Raw genomic sequence first — 20,516 nt, forward strand, 5'->3', positions numbered from 1 at the left:
TGCTGAGCGGCGCGGTCGCCCCCTCGGCACCGGCCGGCGCGGCCGGTCCCCCGCCGCCCGCCCCGATCGAGCTCGCCGCCGGGGAGTCCGCCTCCTGGTCCCGTACGGTCGGCTCGCCGCTGCTGGGCACCCTCGGCCCCGCCCTGCTGGGGCTCGCCGCCGTCCTGCTGCTCGCCGGGGCCGGCGCCGGGGCCCTGCCCACCGCCCTGATCGGCGCGCTCACCACGGCCGCCGGCCGGGTCCGGGTCACCGTCGACCGGAACGGCCTGACCGTCCGGCTGCCGCTGGTCCGCCGGCCCTGGGTGCAGCTGCCGCTGGAGCGGATCGCCGCCGCCGACCGCCGCGAGGTCCGGTGGTCGGGGGTCTTCGGCGACGAGGGGTACCGCTCCGGGCCCGGGCGCAGCGGCCTGGTGCTGCGACCCGGCGAGGCCGTCGCCGTACGGCTCACCGACGGACGGGAGTTCACCGTCTCCGTCCCCGACGCCGGCACGGCCGCCGGGCTGCTCGACGCCCTCGTCCGGCGCTCCCGGGAGGACCGCCCGTGCTCTTCCGCGTGAATCCGGCCTCCCCGCAGCCGCTGGCCGAGCAGATCGCCGCCTGCGTCCGCCGCGCCGTCGCCGAGGGCTCCGCGGGGCCCGGCGCCCGGCTGCCGCCCGCACGCACCCTCGCCGGCTCGCTCGACGTCAACATGCACACCGTGCTGCGCGGTTACCAGATCCTCCGCGAGGAGGGGCTGGTCGACCTGCGCCGCGGCCGCGGGGCGCAGATCACCGACGCCGCGTCACCGGGCCGGGCCCGTCTCGGCGCGGCCGCCGGCGCCCTGGTCGCCGAGGCGCGGGCGTCGGGCCTGACCGACCAGGAGGTGCTGGACCTCGTGCGGGCCGCCCTCGGTCCGCCTCCGCGGCCCGTCCGAGGGGCTCCGGACGGGTAAGTTCGCCGACATACAAGATGATTGATGTACGATCACATCCGCTGTCGCGCGTGAAGATCCGCGAAGACGGTGTGACGTCTGATCATCATTCCGGGGGAATTCGTGAACATCCGTCGTTCGCTGGCCGCTGCCGCGCTCGTGGCAGCGGTCTCCGCACCTGTCGCCCTCGCCGCCGCACCCGCGTCGGCCGAGGAACTGCCGGCCGGCCGGTCCCAGTCGGACGCGCCGCCGGCCTCGGACCAGGCTCCCGCACCGGCCGGCGACCCCGCCTCCGACGACGCGGCCAAGCAGGACGCGGCCGACCGCGCCGAGATCGAGCGCATCGTGGCCGACCCGCGGACCGGCCGCGGCGTCCGCGAGGCCGCCACCAAGGCGCTCGCCGGAACGCCGCAGGACCGCCGGCACTTCCTCACCGTCGACTACCCGCGGCTGCGGGCGCAGGACAACCGGGTCCGGGTGATGCAGCTGATCGCCGACCCGACCACCGGACGCGGCGTGCGCGAGGCCGCCCAGAAGGCGATGAGCGGCACCGACGCCGACGTCGAGCACTTCCTCACCGTCGACTACCCGCGGCTGCGGGCGCAGGACAACCGGGTCCGGCTGGTCCAGCTGATCGCCGACCAGAACAACAGCCAGTACCTGCGCGAGGCCGCCCAGAAGGCGATGAGCGGCACCGACGCCGAGATCGAGCACTTCCTCACCGTCGAGCTGAAGAAGATCATCGCCGACGACAACCGGATCAAGGTGGCCCGGATCCTCGGCGAGAAGGGCATCGGCCGGATCCTCCGCGAGGCCGCCGAGAAGGCGATGCACGGCACCGACGCGGACGTGCTGAAGTTCCTCGCCGACCTGCCCTCGATCCGGGCCGCCGACGACCGGCTCAGGGTCTCCCAGCTCGCCGAGACCGGCGGCCCCGAGGTGCGGAAGGCCGCCCTCGCCGCGCTGGCCGCCAACACCCCGGAGGCCCTCAGGGCCTTCCTGACCACCGGTCTGCCCGAGGCGGAGGCCAAGGACAAGGCCGCGGCCGGCCGGACCACCACCGGTCAGGGCACCACGGGCCAGGGCGGCACCGGCACGCAGGGCAAGGGCGGCAGCACCGTCACCCCGGCCTCCGCCACCACCGGGACCACCACGGCCACCACCGGCACGACCGCCGCCTGGACGACCACCACCGGGGCGACCACCGGCGCCGACCGGCTGGCCTCCACCGGCACCGACGCGCCGCTCGCCGGCATCGCCGCGGCCGGTGGCACGGCCGTCGCGCTCGGTGCCGCCGCCCTGGTCGCGGCCCGCCGCCGCTCGCAGGCCTGACCGCAGGGGTACACCCGTCGGCCCGAGGGGCCGGTGCCGAGGAACGTCCCGGCACCGACCCCTCGGGCTCTCCGGCTCTCCGGCTCTCCGGCTCTCCGGCTCTCCGGCTCTCCGGCAGTCCGGACGGTCTCCTACCGGTCCTGCACCAGGCGGGCCGGGAAGCCGCCGGTGGCGACCGGGCCCCAGCGCCGCGGGGTGATCCGGATCAGCGACTTGCCCTGCCGGCGCATCGCCTCCCGGTACTCGTCCCAGTCCGGGTGCTCACCGGCGATGTTCCGGTAGTACTCCACCAGCGGCTCCACGGCCTCCGGACCGTCCAGCACCTCGGCCTCGCCGTCCACCTGCACCCAGGGGCCGTCCCACTCGTCGGAGAGCACCACCACGCTGACCGCGGAGTCCCGCCGGGCGTTGCGGGTCTTCGCCCGCTCGGGGTACGTGGAGATCACGATCCGGCCGGAGTCGTCCACCCCGCAGGTCAGCGGGGAGGCCTGCGGGGTGCCGTCGGCACGGCGGGTGAGCAGCAGCGCCCGGTGGCGCGGACGGACGAAGTCCAGCAACTCGGCCAGCTCCACCCGGGTGTTGGTGGCGATCGAAGGGCTCATGACCGCCAGCCTAGGCCGTGCCGGCCGATGCGTGCGGGTGCCGCATCGAAGCGCGCGGAACGGGACGGCCCCCGGCCGGGCGGACGCGGTGGACCGGCAGGTCGCGGCACTGTCACACTGGTGCTGTCACAGCAGGACTGCCGCACCCGGCGGGGCGAACGGGCGGAAGAGGTTGCACCGGATGACAGCAGGCACACCGCAGCTCACCGTCGACGAACTGGCGGCCCGGGCCGGGGTGACCGTCCGCACGCTGCGCTTCTACGCCGCCAAGGGCCTGCTCCCGCCGCCCGAGCTCGGCCCGCGCCGGGTCGGCCTGTACGGGCCGGAGCACCTCGGCCGGCTGGAACTCATCGAGGAACTCCAGCGGCAGGGCCTCACACTGGCCGCGATCGAACGCTACCTCGCCCAACTCCCCGAGGACATCGGCTCGCTGGACCTCGCCATCCACCGCGCCCTGGTCGCCTCCTGGACGCCCGAGGCCGCCGAGGAGACCGACCGCGAGCACCTCGCCCGGCGGATCGGCCGCGACCCCTCCGACGCCGACCTGGACCGGCTCGCCGCCATGGGCGCCCTGCACCGCACCGAGGACCCCGACGTCTTCAAGACCGACCCCGGGCTGCTGCCGCTCGGCGTGCGGATCCTGGACGTGCCGATCCCGCTGGAGACCCTGCTGGCGGCCCGCGCCGTCGTCCGGCTGCACAGCCAGGCCACCGCACACGACCTGCACCGGCTCTTCCGCGACACCGTGTGGAAGCCCTACCGGGAGAGCGCCCCCGCCCCGGCCGACCTGGACCGGATGAAGAGCCTCACCGACCGCATCCAGCCCCTGGTGGTGCAGGCGATCGTCACCGCCTTCCAGCGCTCGCTCGCCGAGGAGCTGACCGGCAGCCCCGACTAGCGTCCGGCCCCGGGAAACCCGGTCGACACGGCGGGCCGCCCGGGGTTGGCTCGGGCCATGACCGAACTGCACACCGCACGCCTGACCCTGCGCCCCTGGCGGGAGTCCGACCTCGCCCCCTGGGCGGCGATGAACGCCGACCCCGCGGTGCGCGAACACCTCGGGGAGCTGCTCACCCGCGAGCAGTGCGACGCCGGAGTGGCCGCCTTCCGCGCCGACCTGGCGCGGCGCGGCTACGGCTGGTGGGCGGTGGAGTCGACCGCCACCGGCGAGTTCCTCGGCTTCGCCGGGCTCGACGACGTGGACGAGGACATGCCCTTCACCGGGGTCGAGGTCGGCTGGCGGCTCGCCCGCGGCGCCTGGGGCCACGGCTACGCCACCGAGGCCGGCCGGGCCTGCCTCGACTTCGCCTTCGACACCCTCGGCCTGCCCGAGGTCCTCGCCGTCACCACCGCCGCCAACCACCGCTCGCAGGCGGTGATGCAGCGCCTCGGCATGGTCCGTGACCCCTCCGAGGACTTCGACGACCCGTACGCCCCCGAAGGCAGCCCGCTCCGCCCGAGCGTCGTCTACCGCCTCTCCCGGCCCGCCGAAGGCCCGCGCTAGCGCGGGTCTTCTAACAGGCGTACGGGCAGCCCATGGGGGCACGGGGGCACCTTGTGGATGCCCTCGTGCCGCGGAAACGCCGCCCTTCAGGCCGAGTAGACCCAGGGGCGCTTCTCGCCCGGGTGGACGACCGCGGCGAAGTCGTCGGCGACGACGGCGATCGCCGCGCGGCCCTCGATCCGGGCGAGCCAGTCCGGCGGCAGCATGGCGTCGCCGTGGTGGGCGCCGAGCAGGTTGCCGCAGATCGAGCCGGTGGAGTCGCTGTCGCCGGAGTGGTTGACCGCCAGCAGCAGGGCCGACTCGATCGGGGTGCGGTCCTTCCAGAACTCGGTGCGGGCGAGGGCGGCGTACACGCCGATGGCGAGCGCCTCCTCGGCCGTCCAGCCGCCGCCGAGGCTCTCCACCGCGCGCGGGGTGGCCGGGCCGGCCTCGGCGAGGGCGACGGCCCGCTGCAGTGCGGCGTGCGTCTCCTCGTGGTTGGGGTAGCGGGTGAGCAGCTCCATGGCGTTCTGGACGGCGTCCGGCAGTGACACCCCGTCGACCAGGCGGCTGATCATGGCGGCGAAGGCGCCGGAGGCGAGCTGGGCGGTCGGGTGGCCGTGGGTGATCCGGGAGCAGCGGGCGGCGAGTTCGAAGGCCCACCGGTCGCCGTCGCCGCCGATGCCCGCGCCGGTGAAGCCGAAGGGGGCGGAGCGCATGACGGAGCCGCAGCCCTTGGAGTCCGGGTTCACCGGGCCCGGGCTGCCGTCGACCGGGGCGTGCGCGTCGGGGGTGTGGTCCTCCTGGAGGCCGAACTCGCAGGCGCGGCCGGGGGCGCGGCGGGCGTACAGCCACTGCTGCTCGCGCAGGTTGCCCCAGCGGTGCCGGAGTCCCTCGTGGGGCAGCGGGCCGGGGTGCCGCTGGGTCTCCTGCCAGCGCAGGTAGGCGTCCTTGACCATGGCGGTCTCGGCGCCGCCGAGGCCCTTGGTCTGGATGCGGCGGTAGCCCTGCATCCAGCCCTCGGCGGAGAAGAGGGTCATCTGGGTGTCGTCGGTGATCCGGCCGATCACGCCCTCGCGGTCCGGGACGAGTCCGGTGATGCCGGTCGGTCCGTGCTCCGCCTCGACGGTGACCATGGACTTCATCTCGATCGGGTTGCCGAGGGCGTCGCCGATCGCGCCGCCGAGCAGGCAGCCACGGAGCCTCGCCCGGTACGCCGCCGTTTCCTGCCAGGTCAGCCGACCCATTCCGTCCCCCTCGTCCGGATGATCACTACCGGTCCAGGCTAGCCGTGCCCACCGACGCCGGGGGCAACGGGTCCTCCGAGGCGCCGGTCGGGGCCGCCCGGCCGAGCCGGCGGGCGAGCACCTGTCCGGGCCAGGTCCCGTCCAGGAAGCGATCGGTGGGGGTGAATCCGTTGCGCTCGTAGAAGGCGACCAGTGCACCGCCGCCGCCCGCCCAGCAGTCGACCCGCAGCAGCGCGGCGCCGGCCCGCCGGGTCTCCTCGGCGGCGTGGGCCAGCAGCGCCGCGCCGATGCCGAGACCGGCGTGCCGGCGGTCGGAGACCAACAGCCGGACGTAGCGCTCGGGTTCGCCGGCCGGGGCGATCGGCAGCTGCGGGCTGGGGCCGGAGTCCAGGACGAGGGCGCCGACGGGCGTGCCGTCGTACTCGGCGATGTAGGGCTCGTTCTCGGTGGTGTACCGCTCGACGCGGTCCGGCCCGCCGGGCCGCTGCGAGTACGGGACGGTGCCCCACTGCCCGGTGTTGCCGCGTTCGTTCATCCAGCGCACGGCCGAGTCCAGCATCCCGAGGACGGCCGGCGCGTCGCCCGGCCCGCCGGGCCTGATCCGCAGGCCGGGTGTCCACAGGCCGGGTACGAAGTCGTTCACGGAGGAAGCCTACGCACCATGCCTGCACGGCACCGACCGCACCCGCCCGCCCGCCGCACGACGAGCCACAGCTCCCGGAGTTGCGGGGGACGGCCGGCCGGAACGCCGCGGGGCGTGCACCGACCGAGGTCGGTGCACGGCCCTTCGCATGTCTGTCGTACGGGTCGAGGCGTTCGGCTAGACCGGCGGAAATTCCACCTTGAGCTCGTCGTAGGCCGACTCGACATCCAGGAGGAGCTCACCGAAGGCCAGCCGGAGGGAATTGTCACCGGTTCGCTCGACCGATGTCAGGCACCTCCCGATGAACCTCCCGTAGCTCCAGAGCCCGCCCAGGTCGAACGCCTCCCACTTGCCGGACTCGACGATGAACTCCTCGTTCTCCGCCGAGACCCGGCCGGAGAACGGGTCGGCCCAGGGCTCGCGATCGATCACCAACGTTTCACCGTTGGATCCGACCCCGAAGAGCCGCACCTCCCCGTTCTCGAAAGTCAGCTCGAGAGGCCCCTCTGTCGCATCGATCCGGGCGCCGCGGACGAAGAAGATTCTCCTCATCCGGGACAACCCGACGTTCACGGGGATTTCATCGAACATAGATCACCGAAGCTTCGTTCCACTGATCGTTGCCGATCTTCTGGCTCAAGGTCGAGACCCAGGTCCCGTCCGCCTTCGTCAGGACGATCATGTCACCCTTGCGGACGTAGAGGTAGTCGGGCCACTTGCTGTACTTCCCCTGGCGCACCTCGTCGGGGTTCGCCCAGGTGTCCTCGAGCATCTTCCGGTATTGAGCACGGTCCTCGGCCTTTCCGACGTCGAGACCGTAGTCCTTCATGTGGTAGCCGGACTTCTTGCCGAACTGCCCCGAGTCGATGGAGAGCTCGGGCCCGCACCAGCCGGCGTTGTGGACCAGCAGCGGCGTGGTCCCGGCCAGCACGTAGTACGTGTGGACTCGGCCGACGGTGAGGTTGTAGGTGACGACGGACTGCGTGTAGTCGCGGACCTCGGCGATCCGCACGAGGGTGCCGTCCTCCTGGCGCAGGCTGTCACCGGCATGGAGGTCGGAGGCGTTCGTCCAGCGCTGAGTGCTGGCGTCCCAGTACGGGTGGTGCTGGGTCGAGGTGATCGTCCGGTCCCCGTCGGCCGTGTGAACGGTCAGGTCGGTGAAATCGAGGTCGCTCGGCGTCCTGATGACTCCGGTGACCTTCTCGTCACTGGTCCGGCCGGTGGCCGGGTCGGTGGCGCGGACGGTGTCGCCCACCTGGACGTCCTCGATCCGCTTGGCCCGCCCGTCTGCGAGCTGGACCTCGGTCTCCCCCGGGAAGCTGTTCCGCTCGCAGAGCGCCGCCAGCTTCTGGAAGATCCTGCGGAGCGCAGGTGGAAGATCGGCCGACATCGCCCGGCCCAGCAGCGTGCTGAAGTACGCCGCGCCGGCCTCCTCCGCGCCGATGACGATGCCGCCGACGTCCATGCTCGACGCTGCTGCGCCGGCGACGTCGCACTCGTGCTGGTCATGTGTGAAGGTGCAGCGCGCCCACGGGACGATGAAGGTCATGTCGCCCACGCCGCTCATGAACTTCTTGAACGCCGCGTCGCCTTCGTCCCACTGCTGTTGGGTCCAGCACTGGCGTTCCTTGGTGTTGTAGTTGCACTTCTTGACGTGCTGGTAGTCGTCGAGCTCCTTGAGGATCTTCTTGACGCGGGCCTGCTTCTGCTCCGCGATGGTGTGCTCGGGGTTCTGGTTGATCTGGCTGTGGCCGCACTCGGACTCGACGCAGTCGCCGGACATGGTGGCGTCGGCGCTGCAGTCGGAGCCGCAGGCGTTGCCGTGGACGTCGCAGCCCTCGTGGCCGTTGCGGCAGGTGTAGAGGCCGCTCGGGTCGCTGGAGTTGACGGGGTCGTTGTTGCTGTAGGCGTAGGCGTTCCACTGCTGCGGATTGCTGAGGCCGATGATCGGGTCGGGGTTGAGGAACCGGCCGGTGGTCGGCTGGTACTCGCGGGCGCCGAGGTTGGTGAGGCCCGTGGCGTCGTCCTTGGTGCCGCCGACGAAACCGCGGTCACCGGCCCAGCCGGTGGGCTGGGTGCCGCGCGGGTTGCCGAACGGATCGGTGAGGCGGCGGGTCTCGGCGAGCGTGGTGCCGTCCAGGGCGAGCGAGCCCGTGCCGTGGGGATCGCTGATCTGGTACGTGGACTTGCCGCCCTGGCGAACCAGGGTCGTACCGCCGGGGATCGGGTAGTAGCGGACACCGGTCAGGGTCTTGGCCCCGGTGTCGTAGACCAGTTCGTCGCCACCGAGCGTGATGGTGGTCCGGCCCGGGTCCCGGCGGACGAGCTGGTTGCCGGCCGCGTCGTACAGGTACGTGGTCGGTCCGGCACTGCCGGTCTTGTTGTAGGAGGTGAGCTTGTCCTCGCCGTCCCAGGTCAGGGTCGCCGTTCCGGAGGTGTCGGTGACCGAGGTGGTGTTGCCCATGGCGTCGTACTGGGCGGTGGAGCCCAGCGTGCCCGAGGGCGCGGTGGTGGTGGAGCCGAGCAGGGCGTGCGGGCCTCCCGTGCCGCCGCCTGTCCTGGGGTCGCCGGTCCTGGTGTTGACGGTGCCCGCGGCCGGGAAGGTCTGGGTGACCGTCGTGTCCTTGGCGGGGTCACCGGACGGGTCGTGCTGGACGAGTTGGGTGCGGTTGCCGGTCAGGTCGTAGGCGTAGCTCTGCCAGTACGCGGCGGGGCCGCCGACCGTGGTGCGCTGCGGTGCCACGGCACCGCCGGTCGGGGTGGTGTTGGTGCACCTGCCCTGACCGCCGACGGTGGGCTGGGCGCTCTGGGCGAGCGCGCCGGTGTCGGTCCACGCGGTGGTGAGCCGGCCGAGGTGGTCGTACGTGAAGCACTGCAGGTCGGCCGCCGACGGATTGTTGTCGGGGATGCCGCGGACCGCGGTGAGCTGCCCGGCCGGGTTGTAGGCGTAGGTGGTCTGCTGGACGGCTCCGGTGGCGGCGGTCTGCTTGTCGACGAACTGCTGCAGCGGGCGTCCGGTGGACTCGTCGTAGGTGTTGGTGACGACGATCTGGGTGCCCCACGGGTTCATGGTGGAGCGGATGTTGCGCCCGTACGCGTCGTAGTCCGAGGACAGGTCGTACGTGGAGCCGCCGAACGCGCCGAAGGTGCTGAGCGGGCCGTTGACGTCGTACGTGTAGGTAACGGTCTCGCCCGCGACGTCGCCGACCGCGGAGCGGTTGTCGGCCTTCAGCGCACCGGTGATCGCGTCGTAGGACGCCTGGTACGTGTAGGTGAACGCGGAGCTCTGGCCCACCTCGCTGCCCGGGAGGGTCAGGGTGGTCTTGGTGGGGTGGTATGCGGTGTCGTAGGCGAGGACGGCGCTGGTGTACGCGGAGCCGGTGGCGCCGCCGACGTAGCGGGTGGAGGTGCTGGGCTGCCCCTTGAGGACGGTGTCGTAGGTGAATCCGGTCAGCTGGTTGGCCGGGCTCACCGAACCCGCGTACGAGCCGGTCGGACGGCCTAGCAGGTCGTAGGTGTGGGCGATGGTCTGCCCGCGCCCGTCGGTGGTGGAGGCCAGGCGTCCGGCGGCGTCGTACGCCTTGGAGGCGGTTCCCGTGTCCGGGTCGCTGGACGTGGTCTCCCGGCCCCGGACGTCGTAGCCGATCGTCCAGGTGTTGCCGGCGGCGTCCCGGTGCGAAGCCGGCTTGCCGTCGGCCGTGTAGGTGTAGTGCGTGACGTCCGCGTCAGCCGGGTTCCCGGTCGCGGTGGGCGTCCTGTACTGCCACAGCTCGGCGGTGCGGCCGCGCGCGTCCACCACCGTGGACGACGGCGTGCCCCCGGTGGGCGGGGTCACGTCCGTGCGGTCCGCCCCCGGGTAGGAGGTGGTGGTGCCGGTCTGCACCACACCGTAGGCGACGAACTCGGTGGTCACCGGGCGCCCGAGGCCGTCGTAGACGGTGTGGGACTGCGCGGGGACCTGCTGGTTCGTGGTCCGGTAGAGGGTCGTGCTCGGCGCGGAGTCGTTGTTGTACCAGCTCGCGTTGGACCGGATCACCCGGCCGTGCGAGTCGTAGACCACGTCCGAGATCAGGCGGCCGGTGTACGCCGAGAGCGCCGGGGACGTCTGGGTCTGGATCGCCCGGCCCATGCCGTCCATGATCTGGATCGTGACACCGTACGAGCCGTTGGCCCGCAGGTTGGAGGTGGTGACCGTGGCGGGCACCGCGTTGCCGTCGACGATGCCGGGGACGGTGTAGGCGAACGTCTGGCTGGCGCTCGCCGTGGTGGCCCGTCCGGGCAGCCACACCGCGGTGAGGCGGCCGAGCGCGTCGTAGGCGGAGCTGGTGGTGCGACCGTTCTGGTCGGTCGCCGACTTGGCCAGACCGCGTGCGGTGTTCAGCACCGTGGTCGTCGTCCGGCCGGTGGCGAGGTCCGCCGCCCCGGCCGGGGCCGGGGTCGTGACGGTGGTGCTGCTGGGCAGTTCGCCGGTCTGCGCCGCCGTGTACGACGTCGTCACGGTGGCGCCGCCCGTGTGGGCGCTGTCGGTGACGTTGGGGTCGGTCGCACCGGTCGGCCGGCCGTAGGCGTCGAAGGCCGCGGTGGTGGTGCTGAACTGCGGTGTCGTACCGTCGAAATGGTCGACGGTCAGTGTGGCAGTGGCGTCGTGCTTGACGCCGAGCTGGCCGAAGGGCAGGCCGTCGTAGGACGTGCGGCCCCAGGACACGGTGTTGGTCACGTCCGGGGTCGCGGTGCAGGCGTCCGACCCGCTGACCGTGATGACCTCGGACGGCAGGCCGAGGACCTGCGGGTCGCCGCCGGCCGCGTAGCCGGTACGGGTGCAGATGTCCGGCAGCCCGTCCGCGCTGTCCAGCGAGGTGGCGATCCGGTTGCCGTGCGCCGGGTCGGTGGTCGAGGTCCTGCTGGAGGAACGCCAGCCGCCGTCCGCCTTCATCGACTTCGACGTGGTGGTCGAAGTCGTCGCCGTGTAGCGGGCGGTCAGGGCGGGCATGCTGCCGCGGTCGTGGGTCGCGGTGGTGACCGGCCCGCTCGCGGTGTTCAGCGTGTAGGCGACGACGGAACCGCCGGCCTGGGTGTAGGTGTCCGCCTCCAGGGCCTGGCCGGACAGCCAGTCGGAGTCGGTGACCTGTCCGCTCATCGGACCGGCCACGACGGAGCTGCGGGTCGCGCCGCTGCTCAGTCTGTCGCCGTCCATGCCCTGGTAGTAGGTGGTGGACTTCTGCGACTTGGCGCCGTCGTTGCCGCTGCCGGTCACCGCGGTGACGCTCGCGTATCCGCGGAACTGGTCCCAGGTGCGGTCCATGTCCTGGGTCAGCGGCGAGTCGTTGCGGTGCCAGGCCGCGTTCCCGTAGGAGTACTGGGTGACGACCGGCACGGCACCCGGGGTGTTCGGGTTGGCGGTGACGGTGTTGACGGGGTAGCGCAGGAACCAGTCGTCGATCGGCTGGGCATTCGGCTGCTCGGTCGGCGGGTGCCACTTGACGTTGAAGCACGAGCGGGTGTCGCTGTCGGCCGAACCCGGCATCCGGTTCTCGACGCGAGAGCAGTCGGCGGGCCTGTAGTCGATGCCGATGGTGCTGCCGGTCTCGGTGGTGATCAGCTGGATCCGCGGCCGGTTGAACGCGGGGCGGGACGGGACGAGGTTCGTGCCGTCGACCCGGTTGGGCAGCAGCATCGCGGTGAACGTCACCGGGGGCAGCGTGATCGCGGTCGCGGACGCCTGGGTGTCCTGTCCGGTGCGCTGGACCGAGGCGAGCCAGGGCACCTGGGTGTTCTCACTGGAGTTCTGCACGTTGACGAACACGTGGTTCAGTGCGTACGAATCCACGTTCTGGTAGCTGCCGTTGACGCGGACCTGGGTGGTCACTCCGGTCAGCCACTTGGTGGTCCAGAACGTCGGGCCGTAGTTGGTGCAGGTGCCCGTGGAGGCGCACTGCTGGTCCATCGGCACGTCCGGCCAGTCGGCGGCGTGCGCGGCGGTCCGGTTGGCCGGGTCGCAGGCGCCGGCGGAGGTCACGCACCGCTCACCGGTGGTGAAGACGACCTTCGCCGCCGGGTTGTACGCGCCGTTCGCGTTGAGCTGGTCGCTCAGCAACTGCCCGTAGCCGATCGAGGTGAGCACGCCCGCTCGGGTGTAGACGCTGTTGGTGCCGGTGCCGTTGTTCTGGCCGCCGCCGCGGGCGTAGTAGTTGGCCTCGGGCGCGTAGGTGTAGGTGGTGAGGTTGCCGTGCGGGTCGACGACGTAGTCGAGGTTCCACCGCCAGCCAGTCTGGCACCACGACGCCTTCCCCTTGGCGGGGTCGTAGCACGGGTCGCCGCTGTTGGGCGAGTACACCGGGACCGTCCACGCCGAGCCCGAGTCGGCACCCTTCGTGGTGGGGTTCCCGTTGGCGTCGGGCAGGTGGTTCAGGCCGAACCAGTACACCGTGCCGCCGGTGTCGGTGACCTTGATGTAGGAGCCGTTCCACGTCCCGTTGGTCGCGCCGGTGAGGAACTGGACCTTGGTCGCGTCGTCATCCTTCAGCCGCCAGGTGCAGCTCGACTGCTCCATGGCTGCCGGGGCACCCGACTGGCAGGAGGCGTCGTCCGGCACCAGTTCGCCGGAGTGGCCCGCCAGGGACAGGCTCATGTTCGCGCCCGCCCAGCACTGGTCACCGGAGTTGGTGATTCCGGCCTTCGAGCACGGCTTGAACGACCGCTCGACGAACCCCGGGTTGTAGTCCCAGCCGTCACCGATCCACGACGCCTGGGCGTTCGTGGAGGACGTCCTGCCGTCCACCGAGGAGGAGTCGTACGCCAGCGCCACCGAGGGAGCGGACCCGCCCAGTGCCGGCGGCGCCTGGAACGGGTACGAGTACGAGAAGGCGCCCGAGGCTCCACCCGCAGCCCATGCCTGCGACGGGTTCAGCGAGGTCGCCGAGTACGTTCCGGCACCACTGGACGATCCCGACACCACGGCGACCGTCGCGGACCCCGAGGCACCGGCCGCACCGAGTGCCTGGATGTCGGTGCCGGCCGAACCGTTCTTGGCCGGCAGCGTGACGTCCGCGACCAACTTCCCGGCGGCCGCGTCGTAGTGCGACTCCAGGGGAGTCTGCTTCAGACACCCTGACACCTGAGGTGCCGTCAGCGAACAGTCCGGCAGCAGCACGAGGCGGGCTCGCGAGGCCCAGTCGGCACCGAACGACGCCTGGACGGCGGACATGTCGACGCCTAGGCGGACGGGCGCGGCCGCGCCCTTGCCGTCCCGGGACAGCGTCACCGCCAGGCCGGGAACACCCGCCGCCTCCGTCGACCTGGCGTCCGCCACGTCGACCTGGACGGTCTGGCCGGCCGCCGACGAACCCGCCAGCGGTGCCAGCGTCAGCGGCAGACCTGTCGCAGGGCGCTCCTCGCCCGACGCCCGGCCCGCGGCCTTCGCCGTCCCCCCGGGCGCGGCCCCCAGCTTGACACTCGCCCGGCCGTGCGGCTTCATCCGGCGCATGACCGGCGGCTCCCACACCGACGGCACCGGGTGCGCCGGCATCACCGCGCGCGCCGGGGCGACCCGGGCGCCCTTCACCGAGGCGGTCTTCGGCAACGCCGTGTTGGCCGGCGACCACTTCCGCGAATAGTCCGGCCCGGCCGCCGCGGCGACCGACACCGGCGCCAGCAGCGAACCGAGCACGGCCGCGACGGTGACCGTCGCCAACCTTCGCCTCACCAACCGCAAAGCGCCTCTTGGAGCGCCCGCTCTGCCCTTGAAGGACACGGAAAGATCCCCTCCCGAATCGGACGCACGCATCCGATTTGTGATCTTGACATGAAACCGGCGGATCTTAACGGACCGTTAGAACTGCAGGTCAATGGCCTTTAAGAGAACTTGACTGCGTGACACATCTCACGGTGTTCGCATATCGGATCCCCTCGTCCCAATTCGGACGCGGGGCGGGGCCGACCGTTTGCCTGCCTGACCGGGATCCGTCAGCGTGTCGTCGACCTCTGCGCCCGGAGCGTCGAGGCTCCTTCACAGCTCCTAGGGAATCCACGTGCACAGACGCCGGCGTGACGGCTCTTCACCCAGAACCGTGACCGCAGCCGCGGCCATCGCCCTCGCGGCGAGCCTGACCACCCCGACCGCGTTCGCAGCCTCCGCAGCCACGCTCCCGTCGCCCGACGCGATCGCCGCAGCCACTGCGGAACGTGCCGCGGAGCGGCCGCCGAACGACGACGTCGACCGGGCGATCGCGCAGGCGAAGGCCACCCACCGGGCGGTCCCGATCGACTCACTGACCACCGAGTTCAGCGAGACCGCCGCCACGCCCGAGGGCCACCTGGCCCTCACCGGCCACACCGAGCAGCAGCGGATCAGGAAGAACGGCTCCTGGGCGGTGCTGGACGCCAGCCTGGCCGCGAACACGGACGGCACCTTCTCTCCGAGGACCTCGGCGAGCCGCCTCGTCCTGTCCAAGGGCGGCAACGGGCCGCTGGCGACGATGACCAGCTCGGACGGCAAGAAGCTGGCACTGAAGGCCCCGTTCGCGCTGCCTGCCCCCACGGTCAGCGCAGACAGCCTGCTGTACGCCTCGGTGGCTCCCGACACGGACCTGAAGGTCACCGCGACCAAGGACGGTGGCGTGACCACCGTGCTCGTCCTCAGGACCCAGGCGGCGGCGGCCGCTCCGGCCCTGAAGATCCTGCACTTCGACACGGTCGTCGACGGCGTGACCGTCGAGGGGGACCAGGGCGGCAACCTCACCGCCAAGGCCACCGACGGCAAGGCGCGCTGGACCGCCGCCACCCCGCACATGTGGGACAGCAGCACCGCTCCCGCCCCCAAGGCGGCCCAGCCGCGCGCGGCGGCGGCCAAGGAAGGCGGAACGGACCCGGACCGGATGCGCGAGCACAGCGACGCGGCCGGCCCCGGCCGTTCCGCCAAGGTCGCGGCGATGCCGGTGAAGGCGAACGACAAGGGCATCGACCTGACGCCGGACCAGGACCTCCTCGCGCACGGCACCGCGCCCTATTACATCGACCCCGCGTGGGTGCCGTGGTCTCCGTCCGCCAACGCCTGGACCTGGGTCCAGTCGGCGCATCCCGGCACGTCCAACTGGAAGCGCACGGGCAGCAACGACGCCGACCACCCCGGCGCAGGCGTCTGCGCGTACTATCCCAACGGCGGTAGTTGCAGCCCGGCCGACAAGTACCGGTCCTTCTACCAGTTCGACATCAATCCGCTCTCGGGCGCGGTCGTCCACTACGCGACCATGAACCTCGAGGAGTACGTCTCGGCGGACTGGTCGTGCACCAACACCTATCCGCTGGACCTCTACCTCACCAGTGCCATCAGCAGCGGCACCACCTGGAACGAGCAGCCCCGGCAGGTCGGCGGCTCACTCGGCCGCCAGTCCCCCGGCGGCTCGGGCCACGGCAGCTGCTACGGCAACGTGCCGTTCAGCTACAACATCACCGGCACGCTGCAGCAGTACACCAACAACGGCCAGCTGACGTTCGGCCTCTACGGCGACGAGAGCAACCAGTACGCCTTCAAGCGCTTCACGTACCAGCCTTCGCTGTACATCGAGTACGACCGCGCGCCGAACACCCCGACGAACCCCGCCGTGTGGCCCGCCCCCAAAACGGTCAGCCCGTCCGCGACCACGCAGTCCTGCGGTGACGGCAACGGCAACAACTGGGGCTGGCTCGGCGCGGGCAGCAACCAGGACGGCGCGGTCTGGCTCAACGCCACCGTCTCCAGCCCGACCCAGGGCCAGCTCTACTCCTGGGACCACATCTGGGACTACAACCTCCCGGGCGTGCCCGACGTCGCTTCCGGCTACTCGCCGTCCGTCAACAACGGCGGCACCACGTCGTTCGGCGTGCCCGGCAGCGTGATCAAGGACGGCCACGCGTACGGCTACAGCATCATGGCCAGTGACCAGCTGCCCGGCGTGCCGTGGTCCGGGGCGACCCCGACCTGCTACTTCAAGGTCGACCTGACCCCGCCGACCGTCAGCTTCCCGGCGACCGTCGGCGACACCACCAAGCAGTTCCCGCCCTCCGGCAACGGCCAGGCCCCGCAGATCTACGCCGGCCAGAGCGGCGCCGTCCCGCTGACCGTCACCGACCCGAACCCGAGCGGCGGCTACACCGCCGGTGCGGTCTGCCTGCGCTGGGGCTGGGACCCGCAGCTGTCCGGCGCCGCCTGGCAGTGCGGCGGCGCCATGCCGACCGGCGGCCAGATCCCCGGCATCGTCGCCCCGCACTGGGGCACCAACATCCTGTACGTGCAGGCCGAGGACAACGCGGGCAACGCCTCGCCGATCGCGCAGTACGCGTTCTACGCGCCCTGGAACCCCAACGGTCCGGCTCCGGTCTTCGGCGACGTCACCGGTGACAGCGCCCCGGACATCCTGACCGCCGACGCCTCGGGCAACCTCCGCGCCCACACAGTCCCCGGCAACCCGCTGGCGAAGGCGCCGTCGACCGTCATCGCGGCCAGGAAGGCGAACTCCCCGGACAAGGACTCCTGGGCGAACTACCGCATCACCCACCGCGGCAGCCTGCGCGGCGGCATGAACGTCGACGACCTGATCGTCCACAAGGACGGCAGCCCGAACCTCTACCTCTACAAGAATCCCGGCAACACCGGGGTCCCCGGGGTGTTCGACTCCGCCGACCCGCTCGGCAAGCCGGCCTGCGACCCGGCGCTGACCGACTGCGACGGCTACAACGCCACCGACTGGTCAACCGTCCTGCAGATCGCCGCCAGCGGCGACCCCAGCACCACCGACCTCGACGCCGGGAAGAAGTTCCTCAACCGCACGGGTCTGTTCACCATCGAGAACAGCCCCGACGGCGACGGCGCCCTCTGGTTCTACCCGACCGTCGGCGACTCCACCTTCGGTTCCCCCACCAAGATCACCGCCACCGGCTGGAAGGGCTGGGAGCTGATCAGCCCTGGCGACTGGTTCGGACAGGGCCGCCCCGGGCTGTGGGCTCGCAACCACGGAAACGGCGACCTGCGCGCCTACACCTTCACCACGGGCACCATCTCGGTCAGCGACCCTCTGGGGCTCGGCACCGTCGACTACCCCACCGTCAAGGCTCTGGCCACCAACAACCTGATCGGCGGCGGGGTCACGTCCACCAGCTGGCCGCTCGTCGGCTCCGACGGCGACCTCACCGGTAACGGCCATTCCACCCTGTGGGGCATCACCCCCGCCGGGAGCATCCAGATCTGGACCGGCAATCCGACCGGTACCGCCGCCGCCCCCGGGTACACGTGGAAGACCGGCCCCGAGGCCGTGCTGAGCACGTCCGTCGGCCCGGTGCAGTGGAAGCTGAACGGGGCGAGCACCAACAACGGCACCGCCACCGACAGCACCGGTCTCAACCCGGCCACCATCTGCACCTTCAGCGGCAGCGCCACCACCTGCCCGGCCACGGCCACCTTCACGGGCGACCACAACGGCACCGCCAACGGCGCCACCGTCCTCACCGGCGCCAGCTACCTCAAGGCGCAGCCGGCCGTCGACACCAGCCAGAGCTACTCGGTGTCCGCCTGGGTGAAGGTCAACGACGTCAACGACTACGAGACCGTCGTGACCCAGAACGGCAGCGAGCGCGGCGCGTACTACCTCCAGTACTCCCCGGCCTTCCACAGCTGGGCCTTCGTCGCCCCGGCGACGGACTACTACTGGACGGGCACGTACTACGCGGCGAGCGCGTCGGCCGCTCCGGTGGTCGGCAGGTGGACCCACCTCGTCGGCACCTTCGACGTGTCGACCCACGCCATGACGCTCTACGTGGACGGCAAGTACGCCGGCTCCGGCACGAACCCGACTCCGTGGAACGCCGCCAACTCGCTGACCGTCGGCGCGACCGGCACGTCGAAGTACCCGATCGACTGCCCGGTCCGCGGTGCGGTCAGTGACGTCCGCGTCTACCCGTACGCCCTGACCGCAGAGCAGGTGAACACCCTCTACACCGGCTGATCCGACCTCGTCACCGGAGGGCCTGCGGAGCGGTCCGCAGGCCCTCCGGGCTTTTCGGCCGGGGCGCACCGCAGTCGCACGGGCGCCGCCCCCGCCCGGGGTGGGCGGGGGCGGCGCGGGTGTCGCAGGTGTCGCGGGTGTCAGTCCCGGAAGGTTCGGCCGTCGGCGGCCATCGCGTCCAGGAGGGCGGGCGGGGTGAAGCGGTCGCCGTAGGCGGCGGCCAACTCGCGGGCGCGGGCGGCGAATCCGGCGAGGCCGCCGGGGTAGCCGTTGATGTACTGGAGGACGCCGCCCGTCCAGGCGGGGAAGCCGATGCCGAGGATGGAGCCGATGTTGGCGTCGGCGACCGAGGTGAGGACGGACTCCTCCAGGCAGCGGACGGAGTCCAGGGCCTCGGCGAAGAGCATCCGCTCCTTCATGTCCTCGAACGGGATCTCCTTGCCGGGCTGCGTGAAGTGCTCGCGCAGGCCGGGCCAGATCCGGGCGCGCTGCCCGTTCTCGTACTCGTAGAAGCCGGCGCCGCCGCTGCGGCCCTCGCGGCCGAACTCGTCGACCATGCGGTCGATGACGGTGTCGGCGGGGTGCGGCTGCCAGCTGCCGCCGGCCTCCTCGACGGCCCGCCGGGACTCGTTGCGGATCTTGCGGGGCAGGGTCAGGGTGAGCTCGTCCATCAGGGAGAGCACCTTGGCCGGGTAGCCGGCCTGGGCGGCGGCCTGCTCGACGGAGACCGGGTCGAGGCCCTCGCCGACCATCGCCACGCCCTCGTTGATGAACTGTCCGATCACCCGGGAGGTGAAGAACCCGCGGGAGTCGTTGACCACGATCGGCGTCTTGCGGATCTGCCGGACGAGGTCGAAGGCGCGGGCGAGCGCCTCGTCGCCGGTCTGCGGGCCGCGGATGATCTCGACCAGCGGCATCTTGTCGACCGGCGAGAAGAAGTGCAGGCCGATGAAGTCGGCGGTGCGGTCGACGCCTTCGGCGAGCAGCCCGATCGGCAGGGTGGAGGTGTTGGAGCAGAGCAGGGCGTCGGGGGCGACGACGTCCTGGACCTCCTGGAAGACCTTGTGCTTGAGCTCGGGGTTCTCGAACACGGCCTCGATGACGGCGTCGCAGCCGGCCAGGTCGGCGGCCTCGGCGGTCGGGGTGATACGGGCGAGGAACTCGGCGCGCTCGGCCTCGGTGCTGCGGCCGCGGGCGACCGCCTTGTCGAGCAGCGCGGCGGAGTAGGCCTTGCCGCGTTCGGCGGCCTCGACGGTGACGTCCTTGAGGAGGACCTCGATGCCGGCCTTGGCGCAGGAGTACGCGATGCCGGCGCCCATCATGCCGGCGCCGAGCACGGCGACCTTCTCGACCTTCCGGGCGGGGACGCCCTTGGGGCGGCCGGCACCGGAGTTGACGGCCTGCATGTCGAAGAAGAAGGCCTGGATCATGTTCTTGGCGGTCTGGCCGCAGACCAGCTCGGTGAAGTACCGGGCCTCGATGGCCATCGCGGTGTCGACGTCGACCTGGGCGCTCTCCACGGCCGCGGCGAGGATGTTGCGCGGCGCCGGGTAGGGCGCGCCGGCCAGCTGCTTGCGCAGGTTGGCCGGGAAGGCGGGCAGGTTGGCGGCGAGCGCGGGGCTGGCCGGGGTGCCGCCGGGGGTCCGGTAGCCCTTGACGTCGAAGCGCTGCACGGACTCCGGGTGGGCGTCGACGAAGGCGCGGGCCTTGGCGAGCATCTCTTCGGGGGTGGCGGCGAGTTCGTCGACCAGGCCGTGCTGCAGGGCCTGCGCCGGGCGGTACTGCTGGCCCTGCAGCAGGACCTTGAGCAGGGCGTCGGTGATGCCGAGCAGCCGCACGGTGCGGACGACTCCGCCGCCGCCTGGCAGCAGGCCGAGGGTGACCTCGGGCAGGCCGATCTTGGTGGCCGGGGTGTCCAGGGCGATGCGGTGGTGGCAGGCGAGGGCGATCTCCAGGCCGCCGCCGAGGGCGGCGCCGTTGATCGCGGCGACGACGGGCTTGCCGAGGGTCTCCAGGGCGCGCAGGGCGCGCTTGATCCGCATGCCGTGCTCGAAGGTCTCGGCGGCCTGGTCGGGCCCGACGGAGGAGAGCAGGTGGAGGTCGCCGCCGGCGAAGAAGGTCTTCTTGGCGGAGGTGACGATGACGCCGCGCACGTCGTCGGCGGCCTTGAGCCGGGCGACGGTCTCGTCGAGCGCCTCGGTGAAGGCGGCGTTCATGGTGTTGACGGACTGGGCGGGGTCGTCGAGGACGAGGGTGACCACGCCGTCCTGGTCCTGCTCCCAGCGGATGGCGGATGCTGCAGTCATGGGGAAGTCTCTCCAGGG

Annotated in this window: 11 protein-coding genes and 1 pseudogene; 6 read left to right on the plus strand and 6 right to left on the minus strand. The window is 71.8% G+C overall.

The window, feature by feature from the left end; all coding sequences use genetic code 11:
* The 3 genes and pseudogenes from ABD353_RS25650 to ABD353_RS25660 form a co-directional block, all read left to right on the plus strand.
* Positions 1-557: pseudogene (locus ABD353_RS25650) on the plus strand (DUF1648 domain-containing protein); the annotation flags it as partial.
* Complete coding sequence (locus ABD353_RS25655; RefSeq protein WP_344626032.1) at positions 542-931, plus strand: GntR family transcriptional regulator; 390 nt, start codon at positions 542-544, stop codon at positions 929-931. The pseudogene ABD353_RS25650 and the gene ABD353_RS25655, both read left to right, overlap by 16 nt.
* Before the next feature lie 102 nt (positions 932-1,033).
* The gene (locus ABD353_RS25660) at positions 1,034-2,242 is read left to right on the plus strand and encodes an ALF repeat-containing protein (protein WP_344626033.1); all 1,209 of its coding nucleotides are present in this window, start codon (positions 1,034-1,036) and stop codon (positions 2,240-2,242) included.
* A gap of 131 nt (positions 2,243-2,373) precedes the next feature.
* Here the strand turns inward: ABD353_RS25660 and ABD353_RS25665 are convergent, their stop codons facing one another.
* Positions 2,374-2,844, minus strand: a complete 471-nt coding sequence (locus ABD353_RS25665) for a PPOX class F420-dependent oxidoreductase (RefSeq protein ID WP_344626034.1) — start codon at positions 2,842-2,844, stop codon at positions 2,374-2,376.
* Positions 2,845-3,025: 181 nt separating this feature from the next.
* Here ABD353_RS25665 and ABD353_RS25670 point away from each other — a divergent pair, with 181 nt between their 5' ends.
* Together ABD353_RS25670 and ABD353_RS25675 are read left to right on the plus strand one after the other, a co-directional pair.
* On the plus strand, positions 3,026-3,742 hold the full coding sequence (locus tag ABD353_RS25670) for a MerR family transcriptional regulator (RefSeq protein ID WP_344626035.1): 717 nt from the start codon (positions 3,026-3,028) through the stop codon (positions 3,740-3,742).
* 57 nt (positions 3,743-3,799) lie between these two features.
* Positions 3,800-4,348 (plus strand): GNAT family N-acetyltransferase, encoded by a 549-nt coding sequence (locus ABD353_RS25675; protein ID WP_344626036.1) that lies wholly within the window; start codon positions 3,800-3,802, stop codon positions 4,346-4,348.
* An 86-nt stretch (positions 4,349-4,434) separates the two neighbouring features.
* Here ABD353_RS25675 and ABD353_RS25680 read toward each other — a convergent pair whose 3' ends face one another.
* The 4 genes from ABD353_RS25680 to ABD353_RS25695 form a co-directional block, all read right to left on the minus strand.
* Positions 4,435-5,574 (minus strand): ADP-ribosylglycohydrolase family protein, encoded by a 1,140-nt coding sequence (locus ABD353_RS25680; protein WP_344626037.1) that lies wholly within the window; start codon positions 5,572-5,574, stop codon positions 4,435-4,437.
* Between the two features lie 25 nt (positions 5,575-5,599).
* Entirely contained in the window at positions 5,600-6,133 is a 534-nt protein-coding gene (locus ABD353_RS25685) for a GNAT family N-acetyltransferase (RefSeq protein WP_344626068.1), read from the minus strand.
* Between the two features lie 261 nt (positions 6,134-6,394).
* On the minus strand, positions 6,395-6,808 hold the full coding sequence (locus ABD353_RS25690) for a hypothetical protein (RefSeq protein WP_344626038.1): 414 nt from the start codon (positions 6,806-6,808) through the stop codon (positions 6,395-6,397).
* The gene (locus ABD353_RS25695) at positions 6,798-13,907 is read right to left on the minus strand and encodes an RHS repeat-associated core domain-containing protein (protein WP_344626039.1); all 7,110 of its coding nucleotides are present in this window, start codon (positions 13,905-13,907) and stop codon (positions 6,798-6,800) included. Before ABD353_RS25695 ends, ABD353_RS25690 begins: the two co-directional genes overlap by 11 nt.
* A gap of 376 nt (positions 13,908-14,283) precedes the next feature.
* On the opposite strand from ABD353_RS25695, the gene ABD353_RS25700 reads away from it, so the two are divergent.
* Positions 14,284-18,192, plus strand: coding sequence for a LamG-like jellyroll fold domain-containing protein (locus tag ABD353_RS25700; RefSeq protein ID WP_344626040.1), 3,909 nt, complete (start codon positions 14,284-14,286; stop codon positions 18,190-18,192).
* Positions 18,193-18,332: 140 nt separating this feature from the next.
* On the opposite strand, the gene ABD353_RS25705 is transcribed toward ABD353_RS25700, so the two are convergent.
* Entirely contained in the window at positions 18,333-20,498 is a 2,166-nt protein-coding gene (locus ABD353_RS25705; protein WP_344626041.1) for a 3-hydroxyacyl-CoA dehydrogenase NAD-binding domain-containing protein, read from the minus strand.
* Positions 20,499-20,516 lie beyond the last annotated feature (18 nt).

This window comes from Kitasatospora arboriphila (assembly GCF_039528095.1).
GTDB classification, from domain to species: domain Bacteria; phylum Actinomycetota; class Actinomycetes; order Streptomycetales; family Streptomycetaceae; genus Kitasatospora; species Kitasatospora arboriphila.